Origin of the sequence: Spongiactinospora gelatinilytica, assembly GCF_003236385.1 — a bacterium.
Lineage (GTDB): Bacteria > Actinomycetota > Actinomycetes > Streptosporangiales > Streptosporangiaceae > Spongiactinospora > Spongiactinospora gelatinilytica.
In genome coordinates, this window is the sequence record NZ_POUA01000189.1 from 1 (window position 1) to 14184 (window position 14184).

Annotated in this window: 10 protein-coding genes, 2 rRNA genes and 1 pseudogene; 5 read left to right on the forward strand and 8 right to left on the reverse strand. The window is 66.8% G+C overall.

Annotated elements, in window-relative coordinates; all coding sequences use genetic code 11:
* Positions 1 to 1275: KamA family radical SAM protein (locus tag C1I98_RS22485; RefSeq protein WP_111169416.1), on the reverse strand; the 1275-nt coding region annotated here is incomplete at its 3' end.
* Positions 1276 to 1509: 234 nt separating this feature from the next.
* Here C1I98_RS22485 and C1I98_RS22490 point away from each other — a divergent pair.
* From C1I98_RS22490 to C1I98_RS22505, 4 genes are all read left to right on the forward strand, one after another.
* Positions 1510 to 2097 (forward strand): DUF1707 SHOCT-like domain-containing protein, encoded by a 588-nt coding sequence (locus tag C1I98_RS22490; RefSeq protein WP_111169417.1) that lies wholly within the window; start codon positions 1510 to 1512, stop codon positions 2095 to 2097.
* Between the two features lie 283 nt (positions 2098 to 2380).
* Positions 2381 to 3370, forward strand: coding sequence for a phosphate acyltransferase PlsX (gene plsX, locus C1I98_RS22495; protein ID WP_111169425.1), 990 nt, complete (start codon positions 2381 to 2383; stop codon positions 3368 to 3370).
* A gap of 72 nt (positions 3371 to 3442) precedes the next feature.
* A complete protein-coding gene (argS, locus tag C1I98_RS22500; RefSeq protein WP_111169418.1) occupies positions 3443 to 5176 on the forward strand; it encodes an arginine--tRNA ligase in 1734 nt (577 codons plus the stop codon).
* Positions 5177 to 5447: 271 nt separating this feature from the next.
* A complete protein-coding gene (locus C1I98_RS22505; RefSeq protein ID WP_111169419.1) occupies positions 5448 to 6776 on the forward strand; it encodes a hypothetical protein in 1329 nt (442 codons plus the stop codon).
* A gap of 145 nt (positions 6777 to 6921) precedes the next feature.
* On the opposite strand, the gene C1I98_RS22510 is transcribed toward C1I98_RS22505, so the two are convergent.
* Complete coding sequence (locus tag C1I98_RS22510; protein ID WP_111169420.1) at positions 6922 to 7305, reverse strand: cell division protein SepF; 384 nt, start codon at positions 7303 to 7305, stop codon at positions 6922 to 6924.
* A gap of 167 nt (positions 7306 to 7472) precedes the next feature.
* On the opposite strand from C1I98_RS22510, the gene C1I98_RS22515 reads away from it, so the two are divergent.
* Positions 7473 to 8324: a PhzF family phenazine biosynthesis protein gene (locus tag C1I98_RS22515; protein ID WP_111169421.1), complete on the forward strand. Its 852-nt coding sequence runs from the start codon at positions 7473 to 7475 to the stop codon at positions 8322 to 8324.
* Between the two features lie 293 nt (positions 8325 to 8617).
* On the opposite strand, the gene C1I98_RS22520 is transcribed toward C1I98_RS22515, so the two are convergent.
* From C1I98_RS22520 to C1I98_RS22540, 6 genes and pseudogenes are all read right to left on the reverse strand, one after another.
* A complete protein-coding gene (locus tag C1I98_RS22520; protein ID WP_111169422.1) occupies positions 8618 to 9265 on the reverse strand; it encodes an FAD-dependent oxidoreductase in 648 nt (215 codons plus the stop codon).
* A 69-nt stretch (positions 9266 to 9334) separates the two neighbouring features.
* A complete protein-coding gene (locus tag C1I98_RS44170; protein ID WP_233508078.1) occupies positions 9335 to 9598 on the reverse strand; it encodes a sigma-70 family RNA polymerase sigma factor family protein in 264 nt (87 codons plus the stop codon).
* A gap of 188 nt (positions 9599 to 9786) precedes the next feature.
* A pseudogene (locus C1I98_RS45760) lies at positions 9787 to 10026 on the reverse strand (sigma factor-like helix-turn-helix DNA-binding protein); the annotation flags it as partial.
* Between the two features lie 5 nt (positions 10027 to 10031).
* On the reverse strand, positions 10032 to 10178 hold the full coding sequence (locus C1I98_RS45765) for a sigma factor (RefSeq protein ID WP_199537130.1): 147 nt from the start codon (positions 10176 to 10178) through the stop codon (positions 10032 to 10034).
* 144 nt (positions 10179 to 10322) lie between these two features.
* Positions 10323 to 10439 (reverse strand): 5S ribosomal RNA (gene rrf, locus C1I98_RS22535).
* A 121-nt stretch (positions 10440 to 10560) separates the two neighbouring features.
* Positions 10561 to 13666 (reverse strand): 23S ribosomal RNA (locus C1I98_RS22540).
* Positions 13667 to 14184: the final 518 nt, after the last annotated feature.

Here is a 14184-nt window from a genome sequence, read left to right on the forward strand (position 1 = left end):
GTCGGCGAAGGCCGGGGTCAGGTCGGTGAGCCAGGTGGCATGGGGGTCGTAGCGGGCGAAGAAGGGGCGGCCGACGAGTTCGGGGTCGCGGGCCTGGATGAGGTGGAGTACGAAGACCTTCTGGCCGGCGATCTCCGTGACCCCGTCCACGCACACCTTGCCGGGGGTCGCCGACATCGACGGACCGCGGACCGTACGGCACAGCCCCGAGACGCCCGCGTACGCGTCGCGGAAGATCTCGTACGCCCGCGCGAGCGGCACCGCGAAGTAGTCCTGGGGCCCGGTGTCACGCTCGACGAACATGTAGTAGGGGACCATCCCCATGGTGAGGTGACGCCGCCACATGTTCGTCCAGATGGCCGGGTCGTCGTTGATGGAGCGGATCAGCGGCGCCTGGGTGCGGATCACCGCGCCGGTGTCGATGATGCGCCGGACCGCCTCCTGGACCGCCGGGGGCTCGATCTCGCGCGGGTGGGAGAAGTGCGCCATGAAGGCGAGGTTCTTGCCCGACTCGACCACCCGCGAGAACAGACGCAGGGTGTCGTCGGCGTCAGGATCGGTGATGTACCGCTGCGGCCAGTAGCCCAGCGACTTCGTCCCGATCCTGATGGATTCGAGCTGTTCGACCTCCAGCAGCGGCTCGACGTAGCGCCGCAGCACCGGCTCGCCCATGATCATGGGGTCGCCGCCGGTGAGCAGGACGCTGGTCACCTCGGGGTGCGCGCGGACGTACTCGACCAGCCGTTCGATGTCGTCGGAGGCCATCTTGAGGTCGGGCTCGCCGACGAACTGCGCCCAGCGGAAGCAGTACGTGCAGTACGCGTGGCAGGTCTGCCCCTGCTTTGGGAAGAAGAGGACGGTCTCGGGATACTTGTGCTGAAGCCCCTGGATCGGCTCCTGACCGACCCGGGGAACGTTGAGCTGGAGCTGCCCGGCGGGATGCGGGTTCAGCTTCATGCGTACGTCGTGCGCGACCGCGGTGATCTCGCTCTTCGCGGCCTCGTCGCGGAGGAGGCCGGCGATCCGGCTGACGTCCGCCTCCGGCAGCATGTCGGCCTGCGGGAACACAAGCCGGTAGATCGGATCGTCCGGGATGTCCGACCAGTCGATCAGCTCGTCGACCACGTAGGCGTTCGTCCGGAAGGGCAGCACGGTGGCCACCGCACGGATCCGCAGCCGTTCCTCGTCGTCGAGTCCTGCACGCTGGAGCAGTTCATCCAGGTGCTTGCTGGTGTAGGCACGGAACCCGCGACTACCGTTCTGCTTCAAGATCACTAGGCCCTTCCCTCCCTTTTCCGCCGAGGTTTGTAAACCACTAGGCCGTCTCGTGCGTCCTCTATTTTTCATATACCCCGACGTGGCAACCCCCTCGACTGGTTCCAGGGAGACCAAAGTTTCCTTTGATGTCGTCCCTCCGGGCGGTGCCCTCAGAGCCTTCAGATGATCGCTAAGGTTGCCGTAAAACTTCCTGCTTTCGCGACATATCTCGTTAGTCGTACACTCGTCCCTATGAGCAGTCCACCGCCCGACAACGTCGATCAACGCGCGTCCGACGCCGAGCGCGACCAAGTCGCCGCGGTCATCGGCGAAGCGCTCGCCACCGGCCGTCTCACCAGTGTTGAGCATGCCGACCGCTTGGAGGCTACCTACTCCGCGATAACAGTCGGCGATCTGGTCGCGATCACGCGGGATCTGCCCGTTTTAAGCGGCTCACCCTCGGCCGACGTCCTGCACAAACAGCAGGTCGGCGCGGTGTTCAGCAAGGTCGTCCGGGGCGGGAGGTGGGTTCCGGCCCGCCATACCCAGATGCGATCGACCTTCGGCGCGCTCATCGTGGACCTCACCGAGGCCGTACTGCCCGGCCGGGAGATCACCCTGGAGCTTAACGCGTTCTGCGGCAAACTCATCGTGCGGGTCCCGGCCGACGCGCAGGTGATCGAGGAGGGCGGGGTGCTGTTCGGCAAGCGCCACGTCTCGGCGGGCTCGGGCGGGTCCGGCAACGCTGCGAGCGACACGGGCCCGCTGATCCGGATCACCGGGCGCGCGGTGTTCAGCAAGATCGTGGTCTCCCGGGAGAAGGACTGGCACTTCGGCTGACCACGAGCCGTTGACGGCGGCCCGGCAGGTCGGCGTACCCGCTGGTAGACGTACTGGACAAGACGCCTACGATGCGGTGAGACGCGATCCGCACGAGGTGACCTTGCCCGAAACCGACCACTCCGGCGAGACCGGCCAATCACACCGACCCGGCAAACCCAGCCAGTCCCGGCAGTCCGCCACGACCGCCGCCAGCGGCAGCGCGGCCGGTGAGGGTTCGCCCGGTGCGGCGGAAGACGGCCACCGGCCCGCCGCCGCCCCCCTGCCGATCGCGCTGGACGCCATGGGCGGCGACCACGCCCCGGCGGAGATCGTGGCCGGTGCCGTACAGGCGCTCCGGCAGTATGACGTGCCCGTGGTCCTGGTCGGAGCCCCCCGCCTGTTGTACGAGGCCCTGGCCGAGCACGACGCCGCGCGGCAGATCCCGATCGTGCGGGCCGAAGAGGCCCTGGAGATGAACGCCGGCGCGCTGGCCAGCCTGCGCCGCCCGCGTTCCAGCATCGCCGTGGCCTGCCACCTGGTACGGCGGGGCGACGCGTGCGCCGTGGTGTCCGCCGGTTCGACCGCCGGGATCGTGGCCACCGGCAAGTTGCGGCTGCGCGGCCAGCAGGGCGTACTGCGCCCGGCCATCGCCGTCGTACTCCCCACCGCGCCGCGCCCCACCATCCTGCTCGACGCGGGCGCGAACGCCGAGGTGAAGGCGGAATCACTCGTGCAGTTCGCGCACCTCGGCATCGCCTACGCCGAGACCGGCCTCGGCGTCGCGAACCCCAAGGTGGGCCTGCTCACCATCGGCAGCGAGGCCGAGAAGGGCGACAAACTGGTACGCCGGGCGCACGAACTCCTCGCCGCCGCCCCCGGCATCGACTTCGGCGGCAACGTCGAGGGCCACGACCTGCTCACCGGCGTGGTCGACATCGTGGTCACCGACGGATTCACCGGGAACGTCGCGCTCAAGGCCATCGAGGGCGCGGTCCGGTTCACCTTCGGCGAGCTGCGAGCGAGCCTCGCGGAGAGCCGCCTGGCGCGGTTCGGCGCGCTGTTCCAGCGCTCCCCCCTGCGCGACCTGCGCGACAGGCTCGACCCCGAGGCGTACGGCGGGGCCGTCCTGCTCGGCCTGAACGGCACGGTCGTCATCGCACATGGCGCCTCCAGGGCCAACGGGATAGCGTCGGCCTGCGCGCTGGCCGCGCGCCTGGCGGCGGGCGGGACGGTCGCCAAGATCGGCGAGCGCGTCGCCGCGACGCACCGCCCGCACCGCCTGTGGTCGTAGCCTGCGGACACTGGTGATCACGGACGGGAAACCCGGTGAGGATATGGATCGCCAGCCGATACCCTTGGACGCATGACCGATCCGCAACTCGTCCTGACCGAGCGCGTCCGGCTGGCACTGGCCGACGCCTTCGGGGCGGAGTTCGCCGACGCGGACCCGCTGATCCGGCCCTCGCAGTTCGCCGACTTCCAGGCGAACGTCGCGATGAGCCTCGCCAGGCGACTGCCCGATCGGCCCAAGCCGCGCGATGTCGCCCAGGCCATCGCCGACCGGCTCGGCGACTTCCCCGGCACGGTCGAGGTCAGCGGCCCCGGGTTCCTCAACATCACGCTCGGCGACGCGTGGATCGCCGACCACGCGGCCCACATGTTCGACGACCCGCGCGCCGGCGTTCCCACCACCGCTCCGGCGGCCACCGTCGTGATCGACTACTCCGCGCCCAACGCGGCCAAGGAGATGCACGTCGGCCACCTGCGCACGACGATCGTCGGCGACGCGCTGGCCAGGGTCCACGAGCACCTCGGCAACCGCGTCGTCAGGCAGAACCACCTGGGCGACTGGGGCACGCCGTTCGGCATGCTCATCGAGCACCTGCTCGACATCGGCGAGCCCGCCGCCGTGGCGCAGCTGGAGGCCGGCGAGGGCACCGAGTTCTACCAGGCCGCGCGGCAGATGTTCGAGGCCGACGAGACGTTCAAGCGGCGGGCCCGCGAGCGCGTCACCACGCTCCAGTCCGGCGACGCCGATACGCTGCGGCTCTGGCACGTGTTCATGAACGCCACGATCCGCTACTTCAACAAGATCTACGCCATGCTCGGCGTCACCCTGACCGACGCCGACATCGCCGGCGAGAGCATGTACAACGACATGCTGGCCAAGACCTGCGCCGACCTTGAGGCGTCGGGGGTCGCGGTGCTGAGCGAGGGCGCGCTGTGCGTGTTCCCGCCCGGCTTCACCGGCAGCGACGACAAGCCGCTGCCGCTGATCATCCGCAAGAGCGACGGCGGGTACGGCTACGCCACCACCGACCTTGCCGCCATCCGCTACCGGGTGCACGACCTGAAGGCCGACCGCATCCTCTACGTCGTCGGCAACGACCAGGCCCTGCACTTCCAGATGGTCTTCGCGGCGGCCCGGATGGCGGGCTGGCTGCCCGACTCGGCCTCGGCCGAGCACATCCAGATCGGCATGATGCTCGGCAAGGACGGCCGGCGGTTCAAGACCCGCTCCGGCGAGTCGGTCAAGTTGAGCGACCTGCTCGACGAGGCGATCGACCGGGCCAGGGCGGCGATCGCCGACCGCGGCTACGACGACGCGACCCGCGAGGAGATCGCGCGGGCGGTCGGCATCGGCGCGGTGAAGTACGCCGACCTGTCGGTCAGCCACGACAGCGAGTACGTCTTCGACTTCGACCGGATGCTCACGCTGACCGGCAACACCGGCCCGTACATGCAGTACGCGCAGGCGCGGATCAGGTCCATCTTCCGCCGTGGCGGCGTCGATCCGGCGTCCGTCACCGGGCCGATCGTCATCGGCGAGGCGGCGGAGCGGGCACTGGCGCTGCAACTACTCGGCTTCCCTGCGGTGGTCGAGCGGGTGGGCGAGGCGGCCGAGCCGCACCGGTTGTGCGCGTTCCTGTTCGACACGGCGACGGCCTTCACCACCTTCTTCGAGAACTGCCCGGTGGTGAAGGAGGGCGTGCCCGCCGACACCCGGGCCTCCCGCCTGGCCCTGTGCGCCCTCACCCTGCGGGTCCTCGAAACCGGCCTCAACCTGCTCGGCGTCCCGGTCCCCGACCGGATGTGACCGCGCGCCCCCGGCTCCCATCCCACCGCACCACACCACACCACGGCCACACCGACCGCCCGAGCGGCCCGGTGAGCGGGGCGTGGTGGTGGGGGGCCGACCGGATGACACCGGGTGGTCCCGGAAGCGCCTGCTCTGGGCGCGCCTCCGTGGACATGGACACCCCCCGGGTTAGGCTTTGCGCGGTCATTGGAATGTCCGGCATGCGACCTCGGCGGGAGTCGCACATGTCCGGGCGATCCCAGCGTCTACGGGGGGTTCCCGCTTGAGCATGGATCTGACCGAGAGCCCCCGTGCCACGACGGAGCTCCAACGCGGCGCCGAGGCGCTGCTCGCGCACCTCGCCGCCGGCGGTGCCACGCCCGTGCTCCCGGCCACGTTCGCCGACGTCGACGGCTACTGGCTGCCGCCCGCGTTGGAGGCCCTGGTGGCCCTCATGGCGGGCCAGGACGCGCTGGGCCCGCTGGCCAAGGCCGCACAGCGGGACGAACGACGTACCGCGCTCTTCCTGTGCCTCGCGCTCGCGGTGGCCGGGCAGGGCGACCGCATCCACGCGTCCTGGCTCGGCATCGCCTTCGGCGAGCTGTCCGCCGACCGGCCAGTCGCGCACGGCCAGCGGGCGCTGTGGGTCACCGCGGCGCGGGGCGCGTACGGCCCGGCCGGCAAGATCTTCGTACTCCGCAAGCTCGACGCCGTCGATCTCCCCGACCAGACCGACGTGGACGGCTGGCTCGCCGCCCTCATACCGGGCAACCCCGCCGTTGTCATACCGCACTCGCTGGTGGACTATCCCGAGCTCGCCGAGATCCCCGCCCTGGCCGACCCCACCCAGGCCGCCGCCAAGCTGGCCCGGCTGCGCGGCAGGTGCGTTGAGATCACCTCGTCCAAGCGGCCCGAGGAAAGCGCCTCGCCTCCGCCGCGCAACGGCTCGGGCCGGCCGGTGTCCGCCTGGGCCCATGACGAGCCGCTGGCGGTACTGCGCAGCCTGATCGGTTCGGGCGGCCCGGAGGGCCCGATGGGTTCGCTGGTCGGCCACCTGCGCGACGATCTCAGCCCCGGCGCGGACCCCGACCTGGCCGCCGCCGCCCTGCATGTGGTCGCGCCCATCGTGCGGTCGGTGGCCGAGGAGCTGTCCGCGGCGACCCGCAGCGCGCCGCCGACGCGGATCACCGTGCCGATTCTCGGGCACGACATCCTGTTGCTGCCCGAAGGGCCCGACCCGCGCTCGCTGGCCGAGGCCGAGCGGCGCATCACCGAGTCGGGCGTGCCCAAGCGCCGGGGCCCCTGGCCGGGCTACGCCGTGGCGGCGCTGGGCATCGTTCTGGGCGTGGCGGCGTTCCTCGTGCCGATGATGCTCCTGCTGCTCCCGGGCGTGGCGCTCTGTGCGTTCGCGGGTCACCTGCTGTGGCGCGCGCACGGCCAGTCCCGTGCCGACGGCGACTACGTACGCGCCCGGACCACCGAGCTGCGCGAACTGGCCGACGGTGCGGTCTGGGCGATGCACGAGTACGCCCGCGAGGCCGACACCCGCGCCAAGCTGGCCGCCGACGACCTCACCGACCTGACCCGCCTCATCCGCCGCGGCCCTCGCGCCGCCTGACCATCACATCAGCGTCGCCCGCCGTATTCGGGCACGGCATGGTGTGTCCGCACATGCCGGCCGGGCCGGTCTCCCGGCGGCTCAGGCCCGCTGACGATCGTGGGACATGCCCGGCCCCCCGGCGAGCATGCCCCGCGGCCGTCCGTCAGACCGCGGAGATCTCGACGTCGGCCGGGGCGAGCAGAAAGACCTTCTCCGCGATGCGCTCGATCTTGCCCTCGCATCCGTACGCCAGCCCCGCCGCGAAGTCCACCATCCGGGTGGCCTCCGTCATGGACATGCCGGTCACGTCCATGATCACGGTCTGACCCTCGCGGAAGTGCTTTCCGATGGTGGGCGCGTCGTTGTACTTGAGCGGCTGCACCATCACTATGCGAGCGGGTTCCCCCGCCTGCTGCCACCGGCGCGCCGCGCGCTCCGCCGCGGGCATCCACTCCTCGTCCTCGGCGCCCTCGTACTCGTAGGGCTCGTCGTACTGATCAACACCGCCCAGGCCAAGGTAGGTCGCCACCTTGCGCACTGCCCCCATCGGCTCGTCCTTTCCTCGTCAGGCACTCACCGCATTCGGCTCGCCCTGACACATTGGACGCTAACCGATGCCTGGATGTTCGCCATGCGACACGCCCAACACTTTCCTATTTTGTACGGCTGGGTCCCTCAGGGCGATCGGTTATCCTCCCCCGATAACCTGACCCCATGCGGATGTTCACCGTAGACGCCTTCACCCGGCAACCGTTCCAGGGTAACCCCGCGGCCGTCTGCCTGCTCGACTTCCCTGCTGACGACACGTGGATGCAGTCGCTCGCCGCCGAGATGAACCTCTCGGAGACGGCGTTCGTGACCGGTCTCGACAGCGGGCTGCCGTATTCGCTGCGCTGGTTCACCCCGGCCGTCGAAGTGGCATTGTGCGGGCACGCGACCCTGGCCACGGCGCATGTGCTCTATTCCATCGGAGCGGTCTCGGGGGTGATCGAATTCTCCACCTTGAGTGGAATCCTGACAGTGAGTCAGGGGTCGGACAATATGATCACCATGGATTTCCCGGCCGCACCGCCCGTGTCGACCGCGCCGCCCGCGGGGCTCGCGGAGGCCCTGGGCGCGGCGCCCGTGTGGGCCGGGCGCACCCGGGACGACCTACTTGTCGAGTTGGAGTCGGCAAATGCCGTACAGACCCTCACTCCTGATATCGCGGCGCTGCGCGAGATCGACGCGAGAGGCGTCATCGTCACCGCGCGCGCGGCGAATGACGGTGCCGGCCGTGCTGGATTTAGCGGTTCCGCCGCAGGTCAGGGCGGGTCGGAGGGGCCACATTTCGTCTCACGGTTCTTCGCTCCGAGCATCGGTGTGAACGAGGACCCGGTGACGGGGGCGGCGCATTGCGCGCTGGCACCGTACTGGTCCGCCAAACTGGGTGAGAAGGACCTGATCGGCCGCCAGCTCTCCGCCCGGGGTGGTGTGGTGCATACCAGCCTCCGTGGCGACCGTGTCATACTCGGCGGCCATGCGGTCACGGTCATGACCGCCGAACTGCATTCGACATCGACCTAATTCGGCAGCAGCCAGATGATCCGGCCGAACGCCGCCATGTGATATGCCGCCAGCACGACCGCGAATCTTACCGCGATCCGCCGCAGACCCGCCCGGTAATAGGCGAATACGTACCAAAGAAGTCCGCGAGTTCCAGTAGCAGCCGGATCGGGCCGGGATGTCGAAGTCGGTTTCACCCGACCCGCCGAACCCGGCGACGGACGACACGCCCGAGCCCGAGACGACGGCCCTGGTCAACAAGGTGGTGCCGGGGGCTGGCACCGCGACTCGTCACCCGGCACGGCGAAGACGCTTCACACCCACTCGACCGCCACCGACAACACGACGGCGGCCAGGAGCGGTACCAACCCCCGGCATCCCGCGCCCGGCCCAGGCAGCGAAGCCGGCCAGCACGAGCAGCTCGGCACCGCTAGGTGCCCGCCCGCCGGATCGGGGGCGACAGTACCGAGTGGTAGGCGGGCGACCAGCTCGATCCGGCGGCCCGGGTAGGACTCGGCGAGCTCGGCGGCCAGCTCGATGCCGGTCAGCCCGCCACCGACCACCACGACCTTCTCGGCACCGCCCTCCAGCCGCTCCCGCAGCTCGGCGGCCCGCTCGACGGCGTAGGTGTGCTCGGCCGTACCAGGCAAGCTCAGGTCCGTGTGACTGCCCAGGGCGTAGACCAGCGTGTCATAGCCGAACTCGCGGCCGTCTGCCGTACGCACCTGCTTGGCGGCCAGGTCGATGCTCTCCACCCGGGCGGCGACGACGTCGATGCCGGTGCCCTGGGTCAGCTCCGCCAGCGGAATCGTCACACTCGACCGCCCCGCCACGAACTCGTGCAGCCTGATCCGCTGGGTGAACCGGTCCTTCTCACTGATGACGGTGATGTCATGCCGCCGGCCGAGCCGGAGCGCCGCCGTCATGCCTGCATATCCGCCACCGATCACCACGATCTTCATGCCAGCCTCCTGAGTCGCTGTTCACCAGGGGAGACCGGCGGCAGGCCGCAAACGTCTCAGTGAGCTGTGTCACACACTGAGGTGCCGCAGCTTCTCCGGATTGCGCACGACGTCCACCCGGGTGATGCCGCCCTCCGCCACGGTGAACGCCAGCACGGAGTCCACCGCCCCCGCCGCGTCCAGCACCACCACGCCCGGCGCGCCGTCCACCTCGCGGAACTCTGCGGACATGCCCGTGTACCAGCGCTCCACCATCCCCAGGACCAGCCTGGCGACCTTCTCCGCACCGGCGATCGGGGTGATCGCCGCGGTGACCCTGCCGCCGCCGTCCACACGACGTCGGGGTCCAGCGCGGCCACCAGGCCGGGCAGGTCTCCGCTGGTGGCCGCCGCCGCGAACGCGGCCACCATCTTGAGGTGCGCCGACCGCTCCGGCGTACGCCGCAGCCCGTACTCCCGCACCCGCACCCGCACCCGGGCCCTGGACGCGAGCTGCCTGACCGCCCCCGTACTGCGGCCGACGATGTCGGCGATCTCGTCGAACGGCACATCGAAGACATCGTGCAGCACGAACGACGTGCGCTCGGCCGGCGTGAGCCGTTCCAGTACGGCCAGCAACGCGAGGCTGATCGAATCGTCCATCGTGGCCCGGTCTTCCGGGCCCAGTTCCTCGACCACAGGCTCGGGCAACCACTGTCCGATGTACGACTCTCGCCGGGAACGGGCGGAGGTGAGCTGGTCGTAGCAGACCCGGCTGACCATCGTCGTCAGACAGGCCCGCGCGTCCTCGACGGCGTCCTGGTCTGCGCGCTGGGCCAGGTCTCCTGCATGGCGTCATCGGCGTCGGCCACGGTGCCGAGGATCCTGTACGCGACGCCCCACCGATGCCGGCGGTGGGTCTCGAAAAGCTCCACAATGCTGCAAACCTTAGGCGATGCCTCGTGAGGGTGGTAGGGGCGAGTCCGCGTCCGGGCACGCAAAAGAGGAGGCCCCTATCGCCCGGCACGGAGTCGAAAATCCGTGCCCAGCGACAAGGGCCTCCTCGTTATTCAATGATTGTGCGGCAGCGACCTACTCTCCCACACCGTCCCCAGTGCAGTACCATCAGCGCAGGCAGGCTTAACTTCCGGGTTCGGAATGTAACCGGGTGTCTCCCCACCGCCATAACCACCGCAACCCCACGAAACCACCAACCCGACAACACCCCCAAAAAAAGGGGCATCAACCCGGTTGCAGTCTCAGAATCACACAGTGAACGCGAGCACCACACACAACAGAAAACAAAGCATGTTTATCGTGGTCAAGTCCTCGGCCTATTAGTACCGGTCAGCTCCACGCCTCACAACGCTTCCACCACCAGCCTATCAACCCGGTCATCCACCGGGAGCCTTACCCCACCTTCATGGGAGGGAGACCTCATCTCAAGGCAGGCTTCCCGCTTAGATGCCTTCAGCGGTTATCCTTCCCGAACGTAGCCAACCAGCCATGCACCTGGCGATACAACTGGCACACCAGAGGTTCGTCCGTCCCGGTCCTCTCGTACTAGGGACAGCCCCCTTCAAGTCTCCTACGCGCGCAGCGGATAGGGACCGAACTGTCTCGCGACGTTCTAAACCCAGCTCGCGTACCGCTTTAATGGGCGAACAGCCCAACCCTTGGGACCTACTCCAGCCCCAGGATGCGACGAGCCGACATCGAGGTGCCAAACCATCCCGTCGATATGGACTCTTGGGGAAGATCAGCCTGTTATCCCCGGGGTACCTTTTAGCCGTTGAGCGACACCCCAACCACACAGAGATGCCGGATCACTAGTCCCAGCTTTCGCTCCTGCTCGACCCGTCGGTCTCACAGTCAAGCCCCCTTGTGCACTTACACTCACCACCTGATGACCAACCAGGCTGAGGGAACCTTTGGGCGCCTCCGTTACCCTTTAGGAGGCAACCGCCCCAGTTAAACTACCCACCAGACACTGTCCCCCACCCGGATCCACGGGCGCGGGTTAGACATCCAAAACGACCAGAGTGGTATTTCACCAACGACTCCACGACCACTAGCGTGACCGCTTCACAGTCTCCCACCTATCCTACACAAGCCGCCCCAAACACCAATGTCAAGCTATAGTGAAGGTCCCGGGGTCTTTCCGTCCTGCTGCGCGTAACGAGCATCTTTACTCGTAATGCAATTTCGCCGGGCCTGTGGTTGAGACAGCGGGGAAGTCGTTACGCCATTCGTGCAGGTCGGAACTTACCCGACAAGGAATTTCGCTACCTTAGGATGGTTATAGTTACCACCGCCGTTTACCGGCGCTTAAGTTCTCACCTTCGCCACCCGAAGAGCGGCTAAGCGGTCCCCTTAACGTTCCGGCACCGGGCAGGCGTCAGTCCGTATACATCGTCTTACGACTTCGCACAGACCTGTGTTTTTAATAAACAGTCGCTTCCCCCTGGCCACTGCGACCCCCACCAGCACCCGGCCGCGCAGGCCGGTCACCAGCAAGGGCCCCCCTTCTCCCGAAGTTACGGGGGCAATTTGCCGAGTTCCTTAACCACAGTTCACCCGATCGCCTCGGTATTCTCTACCTGACCACCTGAGTCGGTTTAGGGTACGGGCCGCCGCCACACTCACTAGAGGCTTTTCTCGGCAGCATAGGATCATCCACTTCGCCACAATCGGCTCGGCATCACACCTCAGGGCTGTAACGAGAGACGGATTTACCTGCCTCTCCCCCTACATGCTTACCCCAGGACGACCACCGCCTGGGATGGACTACCTTCCTGCGTCACCCCATCGCTTACCTACTACCAGCTCAGGCCAGGCGTTCACCCTGCCGCCCATCCCGAAGGACGGACCGGGCTAAGGACCCTTAGTATCACCAGGTTCAGTATGGGCGCATGACAGCGGGTACGGGAATATCAACCCGTCATCCATCGACTACGCCTGTCGGCCTCGCCTTAGGCCCCGACTTACCCTGGGCGGATTAACCTAGCCCAGGAACCCTTGGTCATCCGGCGCGGGGGTTTCCCACCCCCGATTCGCTACTCATGCCTGCATTCTCACTCGCATCCCGTCCACGACAGGTCACCCCACCGCTTCACCCAGGACACGACGCTCCCCTACCCACCCACACGCTCTCGCGCACAAGTGCCACGTCTTCGGCGGTATGCTTGAGCCCCGCTACATTGTCGGCGCAGAATCACTTGACCAGTGAGCTATTACGCACTCTTTCAAGGATGGCTGCTTCTAAGCCAACCTCCTGGTTGTCACTGCGACTCCACATCCTTTCCCACTTAGCACACGCTTAGGGGCCTTAGACGATGATCTGGGCTGTTTCCCTCTCGACCACGGAGCTTATCCCCCGCAGTCTCACTGCCACGCTAACATTACCGGCATTCGGAGTTTGACTGACGTCAGTAACCTTGTCGGGCCCATCAGCCAACCAGTGCTCTACCTCCGGCAAGCAACACGCAACGCTGCACCTAAATGCATTTCGGGGAGAACCAGCTATCACGGAGTTTGATTGGCCTTTCACCCCTACACACAGGTCATCCCCCAGGTTTTCAACCCTGGTGGGTTCGGGCCTCCACCCAGTCTTACCTGAGCTTCACCCTGCCCATGCGTAGATCACCCCGCTTCGGGTCCACAGCATGCGACTAAAACGCCCTATTCAGACTCGCTTTCGCTACGGCTCCCCCACCCGGGTTAACCTCGCCACACACCACGACTCGCAGGCTCATTCTTCAAAAGGCACGCAGTCACACCCCCAAAAAAAAGGATGCCCCCACGGCTTGTAGGCACACGGTTTCAGGTACTCTTTCACGACCCCTCACCGGGGCACTTTTCACCTTTCCCTCACGGTACTCGTGCACTATCGGTCACCAGGGAGTATTCAGGCTTACCAGGTGGTCCTGGCAGATTCACACAGGATTCCTCGAGCCCCGTGCTACTCGGGAAACCACATAAGGAGTCCATCCGATTTCGCCTACCCGACTCTCACGGTCTACGGCGCCCCATCCCAAAGGCTTCGACTACCAGATGAATTTCTCACTCCCCGGAAGAACGGCGGTCCTCCCACAGCAGCTCCCACAACCCCGCACACGCAACACCCGCCGGCTATCACACGCATACGGTTTAGCCTCATCCGCGTTCGCTCACCACTACTAACGGAATCACTATTGTTTTCTCTTCCTACGGGTACTGAGATGTTTCACTTCCCCGCGTTACCACCAACCGCCCTATACATTCAGACGGAGGCGACACCACATGACCGGTGTCAGGTTTCCCCATTCGGACATCCCCGGATCAACGTCTGGCTGGCGACTCCCCGAGGCTTAACGCAGCCTCCCACGTCCTTCATCGGCTCCTGGTACCAAGGCATCCACCGTGCGCCCTAAACAACTTGGCCACAAAAGATGCTCGCGTCCACTATGCAAATCTCAAACAACAACCAGACAACCCACCCCGACCAGCACCAGACCACCAGCACAAACTGGCACGGTATACCGGCAGGACAAGCCCCGGAAGACGAAAACCCCGACCAGGGACCAAGGAAGACCCAGAGGCCACGCCCCAGAGCTTGCTTCCTTGACTCTCCGGCCCCGACACCCCAACCCTCATGAACAACAACAGGCGCGTTGTGACTGATGATGAAGATCCTTACGGCTCAGGCAAGCCTAAGGGCATCACCTCACCGAACGATCTCCGGCCCCATCCCGTGACCTGGTGAACTCCGAGCCCGTCACCCCTGCCCGCCGACCGTCCCTTCACAGAAGGAGCGACCTGAACAAAAGGTGCGCGATCCCGGCACCAGACCAGAAGACGAAACCCGCCACCACCACACCCCCACCAGCCAGGTGGGGGTCGCACCCGCCACCACAAGCGGCGAGATACCGGACGGTCCGTTTCCTCAGGACCCAACAGTGT

Excerpts from the sequence above, each read along its gene's own strand:
- C1I98_RS22490 (WP_111169417.1), top strand. The coding sequence starts at position 1,510 with ATGAGCAGTCCACCGCCCGACAACGTCGATCAACGCGCGTCCGACGCC.
- plsX (WP_111169425.1), top strand. The coding sequence starts at position 2,381 with ATGGGCGGCGACCACGCCCCGGCGGAGATCGTGGCCGGTGCCGTACAG.
- argS (WP_111169418.1), top strand. The coding sequence starts at position 3,443 with ATGACCGATCCGCAACTCGTCCTGACCGAGCGCGTCCGGCTGGCACTG.
- C1I98_RS22505 (WP_111169419.1), top strand. The coding sequence starts at position 5,448 with ATGGATCTGACCGAGAGCCCCCGTGCCACGACGGAGCTCCAACGCGGC.
- C1I98_RS22510 (WP_111169420.1), bottom strand. The coding sequence starts at position 7,305 with ATGGGGGCAGTGCGCAAGGTGGCGACCTACCTTGGCCTGGGCGGTGTT.
- C1I98_RS22515 (WP_111169421.1), top strand. The coding sequence starts at position 7,473 with ATGCGGATGTTCACCGTAGACGCCTTCACCCGGCAACCGTTCCAGGGT.
- C1I98_RS22520 (WP_111169422.1), bottom strand. The coding sequence starts at position 9,265 with ATGAAGATCGTGGTGATCGGTGGCGGATATGCAGGCATGACGGCGGCG.